This window comes from Micromonospora sp. NBC_00860 (assembly GCF_045207375.1).
Classification (GTDB): Bacteria; Actinomycetota; Actinomycetes; order Mycobacteriales; family Micromonosporaceae; genus Micromonospora; species Micromonospora vinacea.
Genome location: NZ_CP108825.1, coordinates 2,483,456 through 2,501,251, shown reverse-complemented (window position 1 = coordinate 2,501,251; position 17,796 = coordinate 2,483,456). Strand labels below are relative to the sequence as shown.

Here is a 17,796-nt window from a genome sequence, read left to right as displayed (position 1 = left end):
CGCCAAAATATTCATTGCCGAAATATTCGATGTCGAAGTATCTTCTGGTCATGGCTCACCCACTGCGCGACCACTCCTTCCGGCTGCTCTTCCTGGGTCGCACCATCTCCGCTCTCGGCGACGCGGTGGTGCCTGCCGCCCTGGCGCTGGCAGTCCTGCGAGCCACCGGTTCCACCAGCGCGCTGGCCGTCGTCCTCGCCGCGGCGGTCGTCCCCCGGCTGCTCCTCCTGCCGTTCGGCGGTGTGGTTGCCGACCGGTTCGACGCCCGCCGGGTCGCCCTCCTGGCCGACCTGGTCCGCTGCGCGACGCAACTCGCGGTCGGCGTGGAACTGCTCGGCGGCGACCCGTCGCTGACCACAGTGGTGGTGGCGTCCGTGCTCGGCGGCACCGCCTCGGCGTTCGCCATTCCGACCGCGTCTCCGCTGGTCGCCGGCACCGTCGAGCCGGCCGACCGGCAGCGGGCCAACGCCCTGATGGGGATCACCGCCAACACCAGCCGCCTCGCCGGGCCGGCGCTGGCCGGCGCGCTGATCTGGGCCGCCGGGCCCGGCTGGGCGTTCATCCTGGACGGCGCGTCGTTCGCGCTCAGCGCCATGCTGCTCGCGCTGGTGCGGGTCCGCCACGTGCCGGTGCCCCGCCGTTCCGTCCTCGCCGACCTGCGGCACGGCTTCGGCGAGGTACGCGCCCGCGACTGGTTCTGGACCAGCCTGCTCGGGCACGGCGTGTGGAACGGCGCCGCCGCCGTGCTGATGACCCTCGGGCCGGCCGTCGCCATCGAGCGCCTGGGCGGCGAGACGACCTGGGTGCTGCTGTTGCAGGCCGGCGCGATCGGGATGCTCACCGGATCACTGCTGGCCGGGCGGGTCCGACTGCACCGGCCGGTGCTGCTGGCCAACCTCGGGCTGGCCTGCTACGCCGCGCCGCTGTTCCTGCTCGCCGTCGCCGCGCCCGCCCCCGCGGTGATCGCCGCCTACGCGGTGGCGCTGACCGCCCTCGGTTACCTCAACCCGGTGTGGGAAACCGTCGTGCAGCACCACTTCCCGCCGGAGGTCCTGGCCCGGGTCACCTCGTACGACTGGCTGGTGTCGTTGGGCGCCATGCCGCTGGGTTACGCGCTGGCGCCGTTGGCCGCCGACGCGTTCGGCGCACCGGTGCCGCTGGCCGTGGCGGGCCTGCTGGTCCTCGCCTCCTGCGCGGGAACCGCGCTCGTGCCCGGCGTACGCCGACTCACCTGGCCGGCGACCCCGCAACCGCAACCGGCCGAACCCACCGTCGTCCGTTGATCCGATCGATCGTCGGTGCGCGACGGCCGACGTCCGGCCCACCCACGACGGAGGCTCCCGGCCGATGCCGGGAGCCTCCGTCGCGATGTGGTCGGTCAGCCGGCGTCGCGGGTCATCGCGACGAAGTTACGCCACGACTGCGGGCTGAAGGTCAGCGTGCCGCCGTCGCGGTCCTTCGTGTCACGGACCAGGACCACGCCCGGAAGGTTGGCGGCAACCTCGACACAGTCACCGCCGTTGCCGCCGCTCTTCGTGCTCTTCCGCCACCGCGCACCGGTCATGTCCATGATGCTGCCGCTTCTCTGAGAAGGTCCAACGAGCGCCCTCGGGGCAGGGCTTCGCCGCGAATACGTTCCCACCGTCGTTCCAGGCTAACAAGATCCGACGTTTGATCGAGGATCTGCGCCCGTGCCGCGCTGTCGACGTGCGCGACCCGCGACCCGTCCGGCATGTCGGCGATGGTGAACGGTCCGTCGAGCCCCGGGTAGCTGGGCGCGTCCGCCGGGACGATGTGCAGTTGCACGGAGCCCGCCTCGGCGTGCCCGAGCAGGCGCGCCAGTTGCACCGCCATCAACGCGCTGTCGTCACCGACGCGCCGCCTCAGCACCCCCTCGTCCAGCACGGCGATCAGCAACGGGCCGCCGCCCCGGCCGATGATCGCCTGCCGGTTGATCCGCGCCTCGGCGAACTCGGCGACCGCCTCCGGCGTCAGCACCCCGCCGGCCAGGGTCGCCCGGGCGTACGCCTCGGTCTGCAGCAGCCCGGGCACCCACGCGAGTTGGAACGACCGCAGCGTCACGGCCTCGCGTTCGAGGTCGACCCACGGCCGGAACCACACCGGCTCGCGGCGACGGACCACGTCCGGCCACAGCGCGTCGGCGTCCTTCGCCAGCAGCCCCGCCACTGTCGCACGGTGTCGGCTCTGGGGAATGTGCCCCGGGTTTGCCCACCGGGCGACGGTCTTCGGGTGCACGCCGAGCTGACCTGCGAGGCTCTCGGCGGTGTGACCCGCCGCAGCCAGCGCCGCGACAAAGGCGTGGTTCATGCCGTCCCTCCCCTGGAACAAATCCGCTGCACCGAGAAGATTAGTTAACGCTGTGTGTTTGTCCAGCAACCCCCGGCAAAGTGCGGTGTAGACGGCGCTGCAACGAGGAGGAGAAGCTGTGCAGAACGAGTTGTTCGTGAGGCGCGACAGCGTGCAGGTCGTGCCCCCCACGTCCACAGCGGACCGGCGTCGCGCAATCGTGGCGGTGAGCTGATGCCCGAGCGTCCGAAGCACTCCCCGTTGCGACCGTCGTGGCGCTGCCCGGTCTGCGGCATCCTGTGGCCGTGCTCGGCCGCGAAGCTGCGCCTGCTCGGCGAGTACCGCAGGGATCGGCCGGGCCTGTTGATCCACCTGGCGAAGGTCCAGGAGACAGCCGAGGTCGACCTCGCCAAGCTCAACCCGGACGTCGCGCTGCCCGACCTGACCCCGCGTTTCGTCGGCTGGGCGGAAACCCGCTGACCCAGCGTCAGACCCCCGAGCGGGGCACGGACGGGTCTGTGCGAGGCAGCGCGATGCGAGAGACTGACGGCGTGACGACCCGCCCCGGGATGAGGCCGGCCAGATGAGCCGCCCATTCAGGATTGTCGTCGCCGTGCTCGCCACGGTGGCCGCCGCGCTGCTGTACCTGAGCGTCACCGTCAAGGTCCGCTCGATGGCGGAGCCGATCACCTTCACGCGCACCGCCGTTGACTTCCCGACCCTCGTCGCGAAGGGGTACGTCTTCTTCGCCCCCCTCGACCCCACGACCGCCCCGATGATGGACGCGGTGGCGCCGCTGATCCGTTGGGTCGTGATCCTGCTGATCGGGGTGTCGACGTACCTGGCCTGCGGCCTCGTCACCCGACGGACGCACCCGTTCGTCGCGGCGATGACCGGCGCGGCCGCCGCCCTCACCGCCACGGCGATCGGGGACCTGCTCTGGTGGGCCACCTTCGTGCTCCGTGTCCACACCTCCCCCACCGGCTGGTACGCCAACGAGGCACTGGACCACTCCACGCTTCTCGCCAGCGCGCACCTGACGCTGACCGGCTGGACGTCCGACGCCCTCTTCTTCGGCTGTCTGTTCGCGGGCATGAACGCATCCCTGGTGGGTTGCACCAGCTTGGCGATACTGCTGCTGGACCGGCTGAACAAAGACACCGAAGAAGGTCAAGACGAGGCCCAGGACGCGGTCGACGACGAGGCTCAGGGATCGGTTGACGACATCGAGCCGGCAGCGTGGGTTCCGCTGATCGGCGACGTGCGGGGACGCAGCGCGAACCTTGCCCTGGCCGGTGTCCTTCCGGTGCTGGTGCTCATGCTGGTCAACGGCACCCAGGCGGTCTGGGACAGCTATTCCGAAAGAGGATTTCTGACGCTGCTCAGGGTGTTCCTGTATCGCCCCGCCCTGTCCGCGCCGCCACGCGGACGCGATGACGTGGAGTACCGGCTGACTCACGAGGCCGAGCTGAATCCGCTGTCGATGGACGTGTGGGCGCACAGGTCGGTGCTCGCCGTCGCCCTGCTTCTGGCGTTGTGGCTCCTGCTCTGGGCGCTGCTCTCCGGCCTGCCGAACTCCGGGCATCGCCTCGGGCTCGTGGTCGTCTGCTGGGGTGCCACGATCGCGGCGTCCGCGCTGACTGCGACGTCCGACGTCCTGGCCGACTGTGCGGTTGCGGACTCCCCCACCGGCTGCGCGCCCTGGCAGTCCCTGGGCCTGCAATTGACCTCCGCGCTGCGCTTCGGCGCGGCCTGGGGTTGGCTCGTCGCGCTGCCCGTGCTGCTGGCCCGTCGGCTCCTCGACACCGACACGTCCACCGACACGTCCACTGATTCGCGGGAGACTCCGGTCCATGAGTCCACGTAACAAGCGTCCGCGCCGCCGTAAGGTCGCCGCGCTGGCCCCGGTGTCGGCCCCCGCGCCGGCACCGGTCGCCTGGTGGAAACGTCCCGTCACCTGGCTGCTGACGATCGTGGTCGGTGCGGTCGCCACCTGGCTCGGCGCCGTCGTTCTCGGCATGATCAACCAGTGGAAACCGGCGAACGAGCTGGCTGAGGAGTTGGCCGGCCGGGGACCACTCGTCGTCCTCGACCTGAAGCACGTCCCCTACCCGGAGGAGGGCGCGCTCGGCTACGTCTACCCCGCCGGCGCCGACCTGGCGCGCTTGGACGCTGCGCGCCCGTACGCTGGGGGCCCGTACGATCCGACCGTCGAGGCCGGCGCTGTCGACATCGAACGGAGCACCTGGGAGATCACCCTCGTCGGCACCCGGGACGAGGCCGTGGAGGCCGTCGACCTCCGGCCCGTCCTCGTCGAGCCCTGCCGCCCTCCGCTCACCGGGATCCGGGAGCCCAACGACTCCCAGGGCGCCTCCGAGAAGGTCATCCTCGTGACACATGTGGATCGACCGAATCCCCGGATGCTCGTCGAGGACCCGGAGGGCGAGGATGCCGGTGCCCCGTTCTTCGCCACCCACAAGATCACCTTGCCCAGGGGTGAGAAGAACGTCATTCAGGTACGAGCGCTCAGCGCCAAGCAGCACTGCCGATGGCGACTGGAATTGGACTACCTCGCCGACGGACGACGCCAGACGATGGTGATCTCGGCACCCGGCGACAAGCCGTTCGAGGTGACCGGGCGCGCGGACGACGCGGCCCACACCTGGATCTACCTCAATTCGCTGAACGGCTGTCGGGCCAAGGACGGCACCAGGACCGACCGGCTGCGCATCACCGGCGCCGAGTACGCGCAGATGGTGCGCGACGGGCGTACCTGCCCCTACTGATGCTGCCCGCGACCGCCACCGAGGTCCGGGTCACCGACACCAACGGAACGACCACCACCGTCCCGGTCGGCCCCTGACTCCATCAAGGTCGCCAACCGTGCGTGCCGGTGCATGTCGTGCCAGCCGTCGGCGTGACGCACCGACAGGCGGGCCACGCCCTCTTCGGCGAAACCGGCCCGCCCGGCCACCCGGCAGGACGCCGCGTTGCCGGTCGAGTGCTCCAGCGCCAGCCGGTGAAACCCGCCCCGGGTGAAGCTCCACCGGGTCAGGGCGAGCAGCGCCTCGGTGGCGATCCCCCGGCCGCGCGCAGTGGGCACCACCCAGTACGACACCTGCGCCGACGCCTCGGTCAGCAGCACGTCGCGCAACCCCACCTGACCGACGGGCCGGTCGTCGGCGTCGACGACCGCCCAACTGGCGGCGCTCTCGTCACGCCAACGGCCGGCCCACTGCGCTGTCCACGACAGTGCCTCGTTGTCGCTGTCGAGGCGACGCACGTGCCAGCGTTGGATCACCGGACAGTCGAAGGCGGCCCGGACGGCCGGGGCGTCGTCGTCACGCCACGGTCGCAGCGCCAGCCCGGGGCGTACCGGAAGGTGGGGTTGCTCGTGGGCGGCGAGGCTACCGGCGGGCAGGGCGGGTGCGACGAGCAGCGGCATTCGCCCATTATCGAGCCGACGGCCTCGCGCGTTGCGGACCCGCCCTGTCCAGGGCTGGCTCGGCTGAAGGGACGTCCCGGTCAGGGGTTGATCAGTCTCCAGTCGCCTTCGGAGATGACGTCAACGGTGCCATCGACCACCTTGATGGCGGTGTTGTCGTCGATGGCGTAGGTCGGGACCGGGATTCCGGACGCCCATTTCTGGATGTCGGACAGCCCGGTGTCCTCCATGTCGGGGTGGTTGAGGTGGGGGTACAGCGTGAAATCCACAAGCCCCAGCGCCCGGTCGGCGTCCTGCGCCATGTCGCTTCCGTCAGGGACGAATCCACTGTCGAATTCGGCGTCGCAGTTGTACGGGGTGACCGCGATGCTCCCGGCGCTGACCCCCACATAAACCGTGTCACTCAGCGACGGCAGGAGGTCGGCCAGGCCCGACTGGCGCAGCCAGTACGTCAGGTACAGCACATCGCCGCCCCAGACGAGGAGGGCATCGGCCTCCCGGACCGCCGGAACCCAGTTCTCTTCTCGAATGGTCGGCAGCGCGGTGAGTTCCAATATCCCCAAGGATTTCCAACCGAGCTGGGACAACGGGATCGAAGCCCGGCCGTGGACCGCCTTCCACGCCCTCTCGGCTCCGCCGGGAAAGGGGTAGACACCAGTGGGGATGAACAGGGCCGTGGACTCGGCGATCGGCTTGCCCAGCAGCTCGACGAGCGCGTGGGAGATGCTCGGGTTACAGATGCCCGACGACGTGAGAAGGAACTTCATGGAATCCGCTCTCCTGAAGCCACCGCATGACCGCGATCATGTTGCCCCTGAGAACCAGCATGCCGACGCACCATCCGGACCAGCCGCCTCTCCACGCAAATCTTGGACAGTTTCCGTTAGAACGTAACGGAAACTGTCCAAGATTTGGTGGTGCCGCTAGCCGACGGTCTCATTCTCCGGTCGGGCCGCCGGCGAGTTCGGCGACCACGTCGAGGTGGCCCAGGTGCCGGGCGTACTCCTGCACCAGGTGGAACAGGACCCGCTCCAGCGACGCCGGGTCCGCGCCGTTCCACCGCGGGCCCGGCGCGCCGATCTCGGCCAGGTCGTGTGCCGTCACCACGGCCGTGGTGTGCGCGCCCTGCGCCCGCAGTGCTGCCACCAGATCCGCGCGGGTCTCGTCGGGGCCGACGTACCAGCGGTCGTCTCGCCGGTCGCCCCACGGCTCGGCCACGTCGCGACCCTGGAAACCCCACTCGATCCAGCGCAGCTCGACGTGGCGCAGGTGGGTGAGCAACTCCAGCGGGGTCCACCCGGATGGCAGCCGGCTGCGCCGCAGCTCCGGCTCGGCCAGCGCCGACACCTTGGCCACCACGGACTCCCGGAAGTAGTCCAGGTAGCGCAGGAAGACCTCGGTGCGGCTGCCGGCCGGGCTGGTGGGCTCGGGGAACGACGTCATGACCCGGCCGGCAGGTCACGGGCGCGCTGGCGCACACCCGCGCCGCCGTACGGGTAGTCGCCGACGAGCGGGGCGCTCGCCTCGTCCAGCACCCGCATCTGCTCGGCGTCGAGGACCAGGTCGGCGGCGGTCAGGTTGTCGTCGAGCTGCTCGGTGGTACGCGCGCCGAGGATCACGGAGGTGACCGCCGGTCGGGCCGCCAGCCAGGCCAACGACACCGCCGACATGGACGCGTCGCGGTCCTCGGCGATCTGGCGGACCGCGTCGAGCACCCGCCAGGTGTGCTCCTCGGCGTTGCGACCCGCGTACGCCTCGACGCCGCGCTGCGGGTTCTCGCCGAGCCGCGTCGCCCCGGTGGGCGTGCTGTCGCGCTGGTACTTGCCGGTCAGCCAACCGCCGCCGAGCGGTGACCACGGCAGGATGCCGATGCCCTCGTTCTCACAGACCGGCACCAACTCGAACTCGATCTCCCGGGCCAGCAGGTTGTACTGCGGTTGCAGGGTCACGATCGGGGTGAGGTTGAGGTGCTGGGTGAGCAGGGCGGCCTTCTGCAACTGCCAGCCCGTGAAGTTGCTGACCCCCGCGTAGCGGATCTTGCCGGCGCTGACCGCGTCGTCGAAGAACCGCAGCGTCTCCGGCAACGGGGTCAGCGGGTCCCAGGCGTGCGCCTGGTACAGGTCGACGGCCTCGACGCCGAGCCGTCGCAGGCTGGCGTCCAGGGCGCGGGTGAGGTGCACCCGGGACAGGCCGGCGTCGTTCGCCCCCGGGCCCATCGGGAACCGCCCCTTGGTGGCGATCACCAGGCGGTCACGCAGGTCGGGTCGGCTGCGTAGCCAACGCCCGACGATGTCCTCGGAGATGCCGGCGGAGTAGACGTCAGCGGTGTCGATGAAGGTGCCACCGGCCTCGACGAACCGGTCCAGTTGGGCGAAGCTGCCGGCCTCGTCGGTCTCCGCGCCGAAGGTCATCGTGCCCAGACACAGGGTCGACACCACGGTTCCAGTGCTGCCCAGAGTGCGATAGCGCATATCGTCCTTTCGGTCCGAGTGACAAAGCCGATCTTCGCACTCGGTTGGGCCACCTGCACACGGAGGCCGCCGGGCGCCGGCACGGGCACCCGCGAGGCCACCTCGCCGGTCATCATGAGCGGGTGAGCGAGCCCGCGATCGAGATCGACCGGCCTCACCGGCCGGCCCAGTCGCCACCGCCGGGGCGTCCGCCGGAGCCGGGCGCGCGCACGCGCGGCCCGTGGCTGGTGGCCGCCGCCACCACAGTGACGCTGTTGCTCCTCGCCGGCCGCTACGGCTATCACCGCGACGAGCTGTACTTCCTGCTCGCCGGCCGACACCTCGACTGGGGCTACGTCGACCAGGGGCCGCTGGTCCCGGCGCTGGCCCGGCTGCTGGACACGATCGCCCCGGGCAACCTGGTGGTGCTGCGTACCCCGTCGGCGGTGGCGGCCGGCGGCGCGGTGCTGCTGGTCGCCGCCATCGCCCGCGAGTTGGGCGCCGGCCGGGGCGCGCAGCTCGTCGCGGCGGTGCTCACCGCGCTGTCCGGCATCGTGCTCGCCAGTGGTCACCTGCTCAGCACCACCACCGTCGACCTGCTGCTCTGGTTGGTCGCGGCGTGGTGTGCGGTGCGGCTGCTGCGCACCGGTGACAGCCGCTGGGCGCTGGGCATCGGGCTGGCTCTCGGTGTGGGCATGCTCAGCAAGCTGCTGCCGGCGTTGCTGGCCGTGGGCCTGGTCGCCGGGGTGCTGATCGCCGGGCCGCGTCGGCTGCTGCGCGACCGGTGGGTGCTGGCCGCCGCCGGGATCACCGTGCTGCTGGCCGCGCCGAACCTGATCTGGCAGGCGGCCAACGGCTTTCCGCAGCTCGGCGTGGCCGCATCCATCTCCGACGGCGACAGCTCCTACAGTGGCCGTCGGGAGGCGTTCACCCTCCACTTCGTCATCATCAGCCCGTACGCCGTACCGATCTGGATCGCCGGCCTCGTCGCGCTGCTGCGCCGGCCGGCGTGGCGGGCCTACCGGGCGGTGGGCTGGGCCTGGCTGGTGGTGGTCGGCATCGTGCTGATCGCCGGCGGCAAGGGTTACTACGACGCGCCGCTGTTGCTGGTCCTCACCGCCGCCGGGGCGCTGGTCACCGTGGCGTGGGCGTCGCGCGGGTCGCTCTGGTGGCGTCGAGGGTTGCTCGCGCTGGGCGTGGTGCCGTTCCTGCTGCCCAACGTCGTGCTGCTGCTGCCGGTGCTGCCGGCCGACCGGCTGCCCGCTTTCGTGGTCGACGTCAACTACGACGCCGGCGAGACGATCGGCTGGCCCGAGTTCGCCGACTCCCTCGCTACCGTCCACAGTGGATTGCCGCCGCAGGAGCGTTCGCGGGTGGTCGTCCTGACCGGCAACTACGGCGAGGCCGGCGCGGTGGCCCGCTACGGGCCGGCCCGTGGTCTGCCCCGGGCGTACTCCGGGCACAACAGCATGGTCGACTTCGGTCGGCCGCCCGCCGACGCGGACGTGGTCATCGCCGTCGGCTGGGAGCGCCCCGACCAGCTGAACACCTGGTTCGAGCAGTGCACGCTCGCCGGGCGGGTGGATCAGCGGGTCGAGGTGGAGAACGACGAGAACGGCGGCCCGATCCACGTGTGCCGGGGGCTGCGGCGTCCGTGGGCGCAGATCTGGGACACCGAGGTACGCCACACCGGCTGACAGTGGTTCAGCCGGCTCCGCTGGTCAGCCAGGCCTGGATGCCGACCAGGGCCTCGGGGCCGGAGGTGGCGTCGACGTCGCGGGCGAGATCGGCGATCGTGACGGCGGCGAGCGCCTGACGCCACGCGTCCTCGGCCGCCCACATCGCGCGAGCGACCGGGCACGGCGTGGTGCAGGCGTCGGCCGGGGTCGCGAACGGGCCGCGCTGGCGGATCTCGGTGCAGACGAAGGTGGGGCCGGGCCCGTCGACGGCCCGGACCACGTCGAGCAGGGTGATGCTCTCCGGTGCGCGGGTCAACACGTAGCCGCCCGACTTGCCCTGCACGGAGTGGATCAGGCCGGCGCGGGCCAGTGACTGGAGCTGCTTGGCGAGGTAGCTGCTGGAGACGTCGTGCAGTTCCGCCAGCTTGGCCGCCGGGACGGGCGTGTTGCTGGCGGTGAGCACCACGCAGCAGTGCAGCGCCCACTCGACCCCGCCGGACATCTTCATGACGTCACCCTAGTCACCCCGTTACTCGGACTCATTGTGTCCGAGTATAGTTCTCGGACAAGAGAGGTCCGAGTATCGGCTGAACCTCAGCGGTCGGACCTCACAGTCACGGGAAGGTGCATGGTTATGAAGATCGCCGTACTGGGCGGGACCGGCCTCATCGGGTCGCAGGTCGTCAAGATCCTGCAGGCCGCGGGTCACGAGGCGGTGCCGCTCTCGCCGTCCACCGGGGTGGACCTGCTCACCGGGCAGGGACTGTCCGACGGGCTCGCCGGCGCCGAGGTCGTCGTCAACCTGACGAACTCGCCGACCTTCGACGAGGCCTCGCCCGCCTTCTTCCAGACGACCATGGACAACCTGCTGGCCGCCGCCGCCCGCGCGGGCGTCGGCCACGCGGTGATCCTCTCCATCGTCGGCGTCGACCAGGTGCCCGACCTGGACTACTACCGCGCCAAGACCCTCCAGGAGGAGATCCTCACGGCCGGTCCCATTCCGTACTCGATCGTCCGCGCCACCCAGTTCTTCGAGTTCGTCGAGGCGATCCTGTCCTGGACGGCCGACGACACCACCGTCCGACTGCCCAGCACGCCGGTGCAGCCGATGGCCGCCGCCGACGTGGCGCAGGCCGTCGCCGAGGTCACCATGGGCGCGCCGTTGCAGGGCATCCGCAACGTCGCCGGGCCCGACGTCTTCGCGCTCGACGAGCTGGGGCGGATCACCCTCGCCGCAAGCGGTGACCAGCGCACCGTCACCACCGACAACACCGCCGGCATGTTCGCCGCCGTGTCCGGTGATGTCCTCACCGGCTCCGACGACGCCGTCATCGCACCCACCGCCTACCGGGAGTGGCTCGCGCGCCGGGCCTGAGCAGGCACACCCCCCGCGTCTCGCGGCGGCGATCGACCGCCGCCGCGACGCGCGGGTACGGCGATACCGTGCTCTCGGCCGTATCCCCGGGTTGCGTCTCTGAGCGGGGCGTCAGCCGGCGCAGGGCCGGTTACTGGCGCATCGTGCTGATCCCGGCCCGCCATTCGCTCGCCAGGATCGCGAAGACGAGCTGGTCGGCCCACTCCCCCTGGAACAGGTAACTCTCGACATGGCGGGCCTCCTGGCGCATGCCGAGTCGCGTCATCATCCGGGCCGACGCGGCGTTGCGCGCGTGGCACCGACCGTAGACCCGGTGCAGCCCGACCTCGGCGAACCCCCAGTCCAGCAACGCCGTGGCGGCCTCCGTCGCCAACCCGCGACCGCCGTGGTCGGGGTGGAAGACGAACCCGAGTTCGGCGGTACGGTCCAGTTGGCCGCGCCACACCAACTCCACGATTCCGATCACCCCGGCGTCGGTGACCGCGGCCACCGTCAGGCAGTCACCCTCGGCGCGCCACGCGTCCTCGCCCGCCATGGCGAGCACCGACGCCCGCGACTGCTCACGGGTACGCGGCTCCGCCCCGAGCATCCAGCGCACCACGTCGGGTCGGCGCTGAAACGCGTACACGTCGTCGAGGTCGTCGATCGTGACCGGGCGCAGGACGAGCCGTGCGGTGCGGATCGGGTAGGTCGGCTGGAACATCACGCGATCGTAGAGACCCGCGCGGGGCGCTCCGGTGCCGGCCGATCGGTGTCCTGGCGTCGGGGCAGCAGCAGCGGGCTCGCGAGGATCAGCAGCCCGGCGACCGTGATCGCCGTGCGGGGGCTGGTGGCCTGCGCGAGCAGCCCACCGAGCGCGCTGAGGATGGCGATGGCCGCGCTGCTGCCGATCGACCAGGCCGACAGGGTTCGGACGATGCGGTCCTTCGGAGTCTGTTCCAGGCGGTACGTGGCGAGCACCGGGTTGTACAGGCTCATGCTGATGATGATCGCGAACTCGACGGCGATCACGGTGGCAAGACCGATCACGCCGGGTTGGACGACGGCGAGGCCGATCAGCCAGATCGCGCGCAGCGTGCCCACGGCGCGGATGATCCGGTGTTGGCCGTAGCGCGCCACCACCCGACGGGCCAGACGTGACCCGATGAGACCGCCGACGCAGGGCACGGCGAAGGCGAGGCCGTACTGCCAGGGCGGAAAACCCAACTCACCGAGCAGGAGTACGGCCAGCAGCGGCTCGGTGGCCATGATCAGTCCCGCGACGAGCAACTGGTTGAGGTAGAGCGCCCGCAGGCCGGGGTGGGTGAACAGGTGCCGCCAGCCGTCGAGCAGCTCACCGGCCCGGACCCGGGCCGCGCCGGTGCGCCGGGGGTGGTCCTCCTCGTGGCCGCGAATGGCCGCGAGGCCCAGCGCCGAGAGCAGGTAGCTGAGCGCGTCGGCCACGATGGTGACGACCGGCCCGAACAGGCCGACCGCGGCGCCGCCCAGCGGTGGCCCGAGCGCGATCGAGCTCCAGGTGGTCGACTCGAACCGCGCGTTCGCCACCAGCAGGTCGTCCGGCCGCACGAGGGCCTTGAGGAAGGCGCCGCTGGCCGCGTTGAAGGCGATCCTGGCGGTGGCGACCACGGCCGAGACGACAAGCAACTGCCCGAAGCTGAGCCGGCCCAGCGCGTACGCGACGGGAATCGTCAGCAGGACCGCGAACCGGGCCAGGTCCATCGCGATCATCACCTGGCGCTTGCGGTGGAACTCCACCCACGGCCCGAGCGGCAACGCGATCAGCGCGCCCACCGCCGGCCCCAGCGCGGCCAACACTGACACCTGAGCGGGGCTGGCCTGCAACACCAGCACGGCGATCAGCGGCAACGCGCCGAAGCCCAGTCCCGAGCCGTAGGCGCTGACCGCGTACGACGCCCACAACCATCCGAACCGCCGACCCAGCGATCGCCTCGCGGACAACCCCACACCTCCCGCTCCCGACAACTCGTCGTTGACCGCCGCGATCAAAGCAAGGTCAGTGCCCATGGATCAAACAACCGGTTGAGCGGCGCGGCACAACCAGAGGTTGTGTCAGTAGGGTTCGTCGGGTGAACCTCGACGCCGTTCGCACCTTCGTCGCCGTTGCCGACGCCGGCCAGTTCCAGGACGCCGCCGCCGCGCTGTCGATCACCCAGCAGGCCGTCTCCAAGCGCATCGCCGCACTGGAGAAGGACCTCGGGGTACGGCTGTTCACCCGCACCGCGCGCGGCACCCACCTCACCGTCGATGGTCAGACCTTCCTGCCGCACGCCCGCGAACTGCTCCGGGCCGAGGCGCGCGCCGACGCCTCCGTACGCCCCGGTCGGCGGGCGCTACGCGTCGACGTGCATAGTCGACGGATCGCCCCAGCGGTGCTGCTCCAGGACTTCCACCGCGCGCATCCCCGCATCGAGCTGGACGTCGTCACCCTCGACGCCGACGTGCACGCCGCGATGGCTGCCGTCGAGGCGGGGACGGTCGACGCCACCTTCCACGCCGTCACCGTCGCCGCGCGACACCTGCCCGCCGCGATCCGAACCACCCGCGTGATCGACGAGTACCACGAGTTGCTCGTCGGCCCCCGCCACGCCCTGGCCAACGCCCGCACCGTCACGCCCGCGCAACTCGCCGAGCATCGCATCTGGATGCCCGGCATGGCCCCCGGCACCGAGTGGGCCGACTACTACGACGAGTTCGCCGCCGCGTTCGGTCTCACCATCGACCTGGTCGGGCCGGTCTTCGGCAACGAGGCTCTGCTGGCCGAGATCGCCGACTCCGCGGAGCTGGCGACCCTCGCCGGCGAGCGCACCCGGTACCTGTGGCCGGACAGCTACGACCTGCGGCGCGTACCGGTGCGCGACCCCGCGCCGATCTATCCCATGTCGCTCATCTGGCGCGAGGACAACAGGCATCCCGCGCTGCGCGCACTGCGTCACTACCTCGACTCCCGGCGAGCACAGGCACCCGACATGGAGGTCTGGCTGCCGCCCTGGGGATAGCCGCGCGATGGCTCGGCGTGTTGACACGCGTTCATCCGGCACTACATTTAACGTGTTGGTTAAGTGACTGGAGGCTCTGGTGTCGGGCAGCGATCAACTCAGCGCGGTGTTCTCGGCCCTCGCCGACCCGACTCGACGGGCGATTCTCGCCGAGTTGGCCGACCGCGACGCCACAGTCACCGAGCTCACCGCTCCCCTCCCGATCTCGATGCCGGCGGTGTCGCGGCACCTGAAGGCGCTCGAGCGCGCGGGCCTCATCTCACGTACCCGGTCCGGGAAGTTGCGGATGAGTCGCATCGAGGCCGCCCCGCTGCGCGAAGCGGCCGAGTGGATCGAGCGCTACCGGCGGTTCTGGGACACGTCCCTCACCCGCCTCGACGCCCACCTCGCGGCCGTGCAGGCCGCCGGTCGCCCAACGGACCGAACGGCCCACGGCCCGGCGTTGCCCGACAGCGAATCCCCGGGCAAGTCTCACGACAAGGAGAATTGATGGACAGGGACGACCCGCAAATCGTCATCTCACGCGTGGTGGACGCGCCACGGGACCTGGTCTACCGAGCTTTCACCGACCCCGACCACCTGGCGGCATGGTGGGGGCCGATCGGCAACTCGCTGCCCCGCGACGAGATGGACTTCGACATCCGGCCCGGCGGCCACCAGCGGTGGACCGAACTCTTTCCGACCCAACCCGGCCTTCGAGTCGACGTCCACATCGACCTCACCGACGTCGCCGACGGCGAACTGCTCGACGGCGTCGCACACGTCACCGGGCAACTGCCGGAGGGCATTGAGCCGCACGAGACAAGGATGCGGGTCGAGTTCCACGACGAGGCCGATGGACGGACGCGACTCGAGATCCGTCAGTGGCTCCCGGAACGGCTGGTTGGCCCTGCTGACCAGGGTTGGAACGAGGCATTCAGCAAGCTGGACGCGGCACTGACGAATGCCCACCCCATCGCAGTCGACGTGGAGGTATAGCGCGCCATGGCCAAGCTGATCTACGTGACGAACGTGTCCCTCGACGGTTACATCGAGGACGAACACGGCAGATTCGACTGGACCCCACCCGACGACGATTACTTCGCGTTCGTCACCGACCTGGTCCGGCCCATGGGCACCTACCTCTACGGCCGGCGCCTGTACGAGTCGATGGCCGTCTGGGAGACCGAGCCCGCCCTCGCCGCGCGATCGAAGCTCACTGCCGACTTCGCCGACGTCTGGCAAACGGCGGCCAAGATCGTCTACTCCACCACGCTGGACACGACCTTGACCGCCAGGACCCGGCTCGATCGGAGCTTCGACCCCACTTCGGTACGCGCCATCAAAGCCTCGGCCACCAGTGACCTCACCATCGGGGGCGCACACCTCGCGGCGCAGGCATTCCAAGCCGGGCTGATCGACGAGTGCCACCTGCTGATCCATCCCATCCTCACCGGCGGAGGCAAGCCCGGGCTGCCCAGCGGCACCCGCCTCGGCCTGGAGCTACTGAGCACCCGCCGATTCAGCAACGGGGTGGCGTACCTGCACTACCGCGTCAGCACCTGAGACGGTCATCGGCGTCACCGACCCGGAGGTGTGTCGGTGACGCCGACCGGGCCACCGAGCGGGCCCGCCGACGTCGTTCGACGAGGCTGAGGGACGTGGGTACGGTGGCACCGTGCTCTCGGTCGTGAAGGGTCTGTCCCGGTACCACACCGAGGAATCGCTACGCGCCCACCTGCTGGAGCGCTCACACCGCACCGAGGACGGCTGCCTGATCGTCGAAGGTTACGGGCGGCGACGCGGGGTGCACCAGAAGGTCGCCGGTCGCGCGTGGGCACACATCGCCGCGTACGTCGTTCTCGTCGGTGGGTACGACCCCGCCCTCGACGTCGACCAGACCTGCGGCGTCGCCGACTGTATCGAGCCGACACATCTGCGCCAGCTCAGCCGGGCCGAGGCCTGCCGCAGCCGGACCCAGCCGGCACAGTGCCGCAACGGTCACGACCGTGAGCTCGACCCGGCGACCGGCCGGTACCGTCGGGTCTGCCGGACGTGCAACCGGGAGGCCCAGCGCCGTTGGCGTGAACGCGAGGCGGCCGAGGTGGCCCAGGCCCGCGCCGCGTACGGCCGCTCGTAATCTCAGCCCTTCTCCTGGCAGTGCACCCGTCTGCTCGACTCGGCCGTCGGCGAACTCGACAGTGGCAGCGCTCGCGCTCGGTCCAGACCAATCAATCTGATTTGATGTATCTTCGTGGTCATGGGGCCACCGAGTCGCACCGCGCCGCCGTTCGTCCGGCTGGCCGCACACCCGCTGCGCTGGCAGATGCTGACCGAACTCGCCCGCAGTGACCTGCGGGTCCGCGAACTGGCCAGTCTCCTGGCCCAGCCGCAGAACCTGGTCTCCTACCACCTACGGCTGCTGCGCGACGGCGGCCTGGTCACCGTCACCCGCAGCAGCTTCGACGGCCGCGACAGCTACTACCACCTCGACCTCGACAGCTGTGCCCACGCGCTGGCGGGCACCGGTACCGCTCTGCACCCCGCCCTGCAGTTGGGCGGCCCTCCACCTGCCCCGCCGGTCCCGCCGCCGCGAACCGTGCTGTTCGTGTGCACGGGCAACAGCGCACGTTCCCCCATCGCCGAAGCCCAGCTCCGACGCCACACCGCCGGTCACGTGCAGGTGACCAGCGCAGGAACCCGCCCCCGAGCGCAGCTACACCCCCATGCCGTGCGGGTGCTGCGCGACCACGCCGGCGTCGACGTCGCGGACCGTCGCCCGCGGCACCTGGACACGCTCACCGGCCACCGCTTCGACTACGTGATCACCCTGTGCGACAAGGCCCGAGAGGTCTGCCCCGACTTCGGAAACCCGGCCGGCCAACTGCACTGGAGCATCCCCGACCCCGCCGCAGCCGGCACCCGGGACGACTATCCCGCCTTCCTGCAGGTTGCGGCCGACATCGACACCCGCGTGCGGCATCTGCTGCCCGTCCTCGCCACCGAACCCGAGGAGACCACACCATGAGCACAGCCGAGCAGTACGTCAGCGTCCGTTACCTCGTCGACGACGTGCACGCCGCCGTCGACTTCTACACCGCCCACCTCGGTTTTCACCTCAAGACCAGCGCCGCCCCCGCCTTCGCCGACGTGGTCCGCGGCCCGCTACGACTGCTGCTGTCCGGACCCGCCAGCTCCGGCGCCCGCGCCACTCCGGACGACGCCACCAGCCCCGGGCGCAACCGCATCCACCTCATCGTCGACGACCTGGACACCGAGATCGACCGACTCCGCGACGCCGGCCTGGCGTTCCGCAGCGAACTGGTCTCCGGGCCTGGCGGCCGTCAGATCCTGCTCGCCGACCCCGCCGGTAACCTCATCGAACTTTTCCAACCCGCGGGCGACGCCGCCCCCGCCAACGCCTGAACCCGGCCGCACTTCGCCGCCCCTGGGCCTGCGGGTCGATGACCGGCCGGACGTTCGCCCCGTCTACACCATCCTCAGTCGTTACGCACAAGAACTGTCATTATGGTGCGTGCACGTT

Annotated in this window: 22 protein-coding genes; 13 read left to right on the top strand and 9 right to left on the bottom strand. The window is 70.6% G+C overall.

Features of this window, described 5'->3' with window-relative positions; translation table 11 throughout:
* Positions 1 to 50 precede the first annotated feature (50 nt).
* Entirely contained in the window at positions 51 to 1,283 is a 1,233-nt protein-coding gene (locus OH804_RS11340) for an MFS transporter (RefSeq protein WP_406064925.1), read from the top strand.
* A gap of 95 nt (positions 1,284 to 1,378) precedes the next feature.
* Here OH804_RS11340 and OH804_RS11335 read toward each other — a convergent pair whose 3' ends face one another.
* Positions 1,379 to 1,570 carry a DUF397 domain-containing protein gene (locus OH804_RS11335; protein WP_406064923.1) on the bottom strand — a complete coding sequence of 64 codons (192 nt, stop codon included), beginning with the start codon at positions 1,568 to 1,570 and terminating at the stop codon, positions 1,379 to 1,381.
* Positions 1,561 to 2,328, bottom strand: a complete 768-nt coding sequence (locus OH804_RS11330; RefSeq protein WP_406064922.1) for a DUF5753 domain-containing protein — start codon at positions 2,326 to 2,328, stop codon at positions 1,561 to 1,563. The genes OH804_RS11335 and OH804_RS11330 overlap by 10 nt, the downstream gene beginning before the upstream one ends.
* A gap of 213 nt (positions 2,329 to 2,541) precedes the next feature.
* Here OH804_RS11330 and OH804_RS11325 point away from each other — a divergent pair, with 213 nt between their 5' ends.
* The 3 genes from OH804_RS11325 to OH804_RS11315 all read left to right on the top strand — a co-directional run bounded on the left by OH804_RS11325 (position 2,542) and on the right by OH804_RS11315 (position 5,093).
* A complete protein-coding gene (locus OH804_RS11325) occupies positions 2,542 to 2,787 on the top strand; it encodes a flavin reductase (RefSeq protein WP_406064920.1) in 246 nt (81 codons plus the stop codon).
* A gap of 103 nt (positions 2,788 to 2,890) precedes the next feature.
* Positions 2,891 to 4,174, top strand: a complete 1,284-nt coding sequence (locus tag OH804_RS11320; RefSeq protein ID WP_406064918.1) for a hypothetical protein — start codon at positions 2,891 to 2,893, stop codon at positions 4,172 to 4,174.
* Positions 4,161 to 5,093 (top strand): hypothetical protein, encoded by a 933-nt coding sequence (locus OH804_RS11315; protein ID WP_406064916.1) that lies wholly within the window; start codon positions 4,161 to 4,163, stop codon positions 5,091 to 5,093. The genes OH804_RS11320 and OH804_RS11315 overlap by 14 nt, the downstream gene beginning before the upstream one ends.
* Here OH804_RS11315 and OH804_RS11310 read toward each other — a convergent pair.
* The 4 genes from OH804_RS11310 to OH804_RS11295 all read right to left on the bottom strand — a co-directional run bounded on the left by OH804_RS11310 (position 5,087) and on the right by OH804_RS11295 (position 8,223).
* Positions 5,087 to 5,752 carry a GNAT family N-acetyltransferase gene (locus OH804_RS11310; RefSeq protein WP_406064914.1) on the bottom strand — a complete coding sequence of 222 codons (666 nt, stop codon included), beginning with the start codon at positions 5,750 to 5,752 and terminating at the stop codon, positions 5,087 to 5,089. The two genes, OH804_RS11315 and OH804_RS11310, sit on opposite strands and share 7 nt — an antisense overlap.
* Before the next feature lie 80 nt (positions 5,753 to 5,832).
* Positions 5,833 to 6,519 (bottom strand): Type 1 glutamine amidotransferase-like domain-containing protein, encoded by a 687-nt coding sequence (locus OH804_RS11305; RefSeq protein ID WP_406064912.1) that lies wholly within the window; start codon positions 6,517 to 6,519, stop codon positions 5,833 to 5,835.
* A gap of 169 nt (positions 6,520 to 6,688) precedes the next feature.
* On the bottom strand, positions 6,689 to 7,195 hold the full coding sequence (locus OH804_RS11300; RefSeq protein ID WP_406064910.1) for a DinB family protein: 507 nt from the start codon (positions 7,193 to 7,195) through the stop codon (positions 6,689 to 6,691).
* A complete protein-coding gene (locus tag OH804_RS11295; RefSeq protein ID WP_406064908.1) occupies positions 7,192 to 8,223 on the bottom strand; it encodes an aldo/keto reductase in 1,032 nt (343 codons plus the stop codon). The genes OH804_RS11300 and OH804_RS11295 overlap by 4 nt, the downstream gene beginning before the upstream one ends.
* 122 nt (positions 8,224 to 8,345) lie before the next feature.
* Here OH804_RS11295 and OH804_RS11290 point away from each other — a divergent pair, with 122 nt between their 5' ends.
* On the top strand, positions 8,346 to 9,899 hold the full coding sequence (locus OH804_RS11290) for an ArnT family glycosyltransferase (protein ID WP_406064906.1): 1,554 nt from the start codon (positions 8,346 to 8,348) through the stop codon (positions 9,897 to 9,899).
* Between the two features lie 7 nt (positions 9,900 to 9,906).
* Here OH804_RS11290 and OH804_RS11285 read toward each other — a convergent pair whose 3' ends face one another.
* Entirely contained in the window at positions 9,907 to 10,389 is a 483-nt protein-coding gene (locus OH804_RS11285; protein WP_196923144.1) for an Rrf2 family transcriptional regulator, read from the bottom strand.
* 126 nt (positions 10,390 to 10,515) lie between these two features.
* Here OH804_RS11285 and OH804_RS11280 point away from each other — a divergent pair, with 126 nt between their 5' ends.
* A complete protein-coding gene (locus tag OH804_RS11280; RefSeq protein ID WP_406064903.1) occupies positions 10,516 to 11,256 on the top strand; it encodes an SDR family oxidoreductase in 741 nt (246 codons plus the stop codon).
* A 130-nt stretch (positions 11,257 to 11,386) separates the two neighbouring features.
* On the opposite strand, the gene OH804_RS11275 is transcribed toward OH804_RS11280, so the two are convergent.
* Together OH804_RS11275 and OH804_RS11270 are read right to left on the bottom strand one after the other, a co-directional pair.
* A complete protein-coding gene (locus OH804_RS11275) occupies positions 11,387 to 11,959 on the bottom strand; it encodes a GNAT family N-acetyltransferase (protein WP_196923146.1) in 573 nt (190 codons plus the stop codon).
* On the bottom strand, positions 11,959 to 13,215 hold the full coding sequence (locus OH804_RS11270) for an MFS transporter (RefSeq protein WP_406064901.1): 1,257 nt from the start codon (positions 13,213 to 13,215) through the stop codon (positions 11,959 to 11,961). The genes OH804_RS11275 and OH804_RS11270 overlap by 1 nt, the downstream gene beginning before the upstream one ends.
* Positions 13,216 to 13,343: 128 nt before the next feature.
* Between OH804_RS11270 and OH804_RS11265 the strand changes: the two genes are divergently transcribed.
* From OH804_RS11265 to OH804_RS11235, 7 genes are all read left to right on the top strand, one after another.
* A complete protein-coding gene (locus OH804_RS11265) occupies positions 13,344 to 14,273 on the top strand; it encodes a LysR family transcriptional regulator (RefSeq protein ID WP_406064899.1) in 930 nt (309 codons plus the stop codon).
* Between the two features lie 79 nt (positions 14,274 to 14,352).
* The gene (locus OH804_RS11260; RefSeq protein ID WP_196923153.1) at positions 14,353 to 14,763 is read left to right on the top strand and encodes a helix-turn-helix transcriptional regulator; all 411 of its coding nucleotides are present in this window, start codon (positions 14,353 to 14,355) and stop codon (positions 14,761 to 14,763) included.
* Positions 14,763 to 15,251 carry an SRPBCC domain-containing protein gene (locus OH804_RS11255; RefSeq protein ID WP_406064897.1) on the top strand — a complete coding sequence of 163 codons (489 nt, stop codon included), beginning with the start codon at positions 14,763 to 14,765 and terminating at the stop codon, positions 15,249 to 15,251. The genes OH804_RS11260 and OH804_RS11255 overlap by 1 nt, the downstream gene beginning before the upstream one ends.
* A gap of 6 nt (positions 15,252 to 15,257) precedes the next feature.
* A complete protein-coding gene (locus tag OH804_RS11250; RefSeq protein ID WP_406064895.1) occupies positions 15,258 to 15,818 on the top strand; it encodes a dihydrofolate reductase family protein in 561 nt (186 codons plus the stop codon).
* A 112-nt stretch (positions 15,819 to 15,930) separates the two neighbouring features.
* Positions 15,931 to 16,392 (top strand): HNH endonuclease, encoded by a 462-nt coding sequence (locus tag OH804_RS11245; RefSeq protein ID WP_406064893.1) that lies wholly within the window; start codon positions 15,931 to 15,933, stop codon positions 16,390 to 16,392.
* A gap of 120 nt (positions 16,393 to 16,512) precedes the next feature.
* On the top strand, positions 16,513 to 17,280 hold the full coding sequence (locus tag OH804_RS11240) for an ArsR family transcriptional regulator (protein WP_406064891.1): 768 nt from the start codon (positions 16,513 to 16,515) through the stop codon (positions 17,278 to 17,280).
* Positions 17,277 to 17,678, top strand: a complete 402-nt coding sequence (locus tag OH804_RS11235; RefSeq protein ID WP_406064889.1) for a VOC family protein — start codon at positions 17,277 to 17,279, stop codon at positions 17,676 to 17,678. Before OH804_RS11240 ends, OH804_RS11235 begins: the two co-directional genes overlap by 4 nt.
* The last annotated feature ends 118 nt before the right edge of the window (positions 17,679 to 17,796 follow it).

What these genes read in the sequence shown, in the direction of transcription:
- OH804_RS11340 (WP_406064925.1), top strand. Translation starts at nt 51, where the DNA reads ATGGCTCACCCACTGCGCGACCACTCCTTCCGGCTGCTCTTCCTGGGT.
- OH804_RS11335 (WP_406064923.1), bottom strand. Translation starts at nt 1,570, where the DNA reads ATGGACATGACCGGTGCGCGGTGGCGGAAGAGCACGAAGAGCGGCGGC.
- OH804_RS11330 (WP_406064922.1), bottom strand. Translation starts at nt 2,328, where the DNA reads ATGAACCACGCCTTTGTCGCGGCGCTGGCTGCGGCGGGTCACACCGCC.
- OH804_RS11325 (WP_406064920.1), top strand. Translation starts at nt 2,542, where the DNA reads ATGCCCGAGCGTCCGAAGCACTCCCCGTTGCGACCGTCGTGGCGCTGC.
- OH804_RS11320 (WP_406064918.1), top strand. Translation starts at nt 2,891, where the DNA reads ATGAGCCGCCCATTCAGGATTGTCGTCGCCGTGCTCGCCACGGTGGCC.
- OH804_RS11315 (WP_406064916.1), top strand. Translation starts at nt 4,161, where the DNA reads ATGAGTCCACGTAACAAGCGTCCGCGCCGCCGTAAGGTCGCCGCGCTG.
- OH804_RS11310 (WP_406064914.1), bottom strand. Translation starts at nt 5,752, where the DNA reads ATGCCGCTGCTCGTCGCACCCGCCCTGCCCGCCGGTAGCCTCGCCGCC.
- OH804_RS11305 (WP_406064912.1), bottom strand. Translation starts at nt 6,519, where the DNA reads ATGAAGTTCCTTCTCACGTCGTCGGGCATCTGTAACCCGAGCATCTCC.
- OH804_RS11300 (WP_406064910.1), bottom strand. Translation starts at nt 7,195, where the DNA reads ATGACGTCGTTCCCCGAGCCCACCAGCCCGGCCGGCAGCCGCACCGAG.
- OH804_RS11295 (WP_406064908.1), bottom strand. Translation starts at nt 8,223, where the DNA reads ATGCGCTATCGCACTCTGGGCAGCACTGGAACCGTGGTGTCGACCCTG.
- OH804_RS11285 (WP_196923144.1), bottom strand. Translation starts at nt 10,389, where the DNA reads ATGAAGATGTCCGGCGGGGTCGAGTGGGCGCTGCACTGCTGCGTGGTG.
- OH804_RS11280 (WP_406064903.1), top strand. Translation starts at nt 10,516, where the DNA reads ATGAAGATCGCCGTACTGGGCGGGACCGGCCTCATCGGGTCGCAGGTC.
- OH804_RS11275 (WP_196923146.1), bottom strand. Translation starts at nt 11,959, where the DNA reads ATGTTCCAGCCGACCTACCCGATCCGCACCGCACGGCTCGTCCTGCGC.
- OH804_RS11255 (WP_406064897.1), top strand. Translation starts at nt 14,763, where the DNA reads ATGGACAGGGACGACCCGCAAATCGTCATCTCACGCGTGGTGGACGCG.
- OH804_RS11250 (WP_406064895.1), top strand. Translation starts at nt 15,258, where the DNA reads ATGGCCAAGCTGATCTACGTGACGAACGTGTCCCTCGACGGTTACATC.
- OH804_RS11240 (WP_406064891.1), top strand. Translation starts at nt 16,513, where the DNA reads ATGGGGCCACCGAGTCGCACCGCGCCGCCGTTCGTCCGGCTGGCCGCA.
- OH804_RS11235 (WP_406064889.1), top strand. Translation starts at nt 17,277, where the DNA reads ATGAGCACAGCCGAGCAGTACGTCAGCGTCCGTTACCTCGTCGACGAC.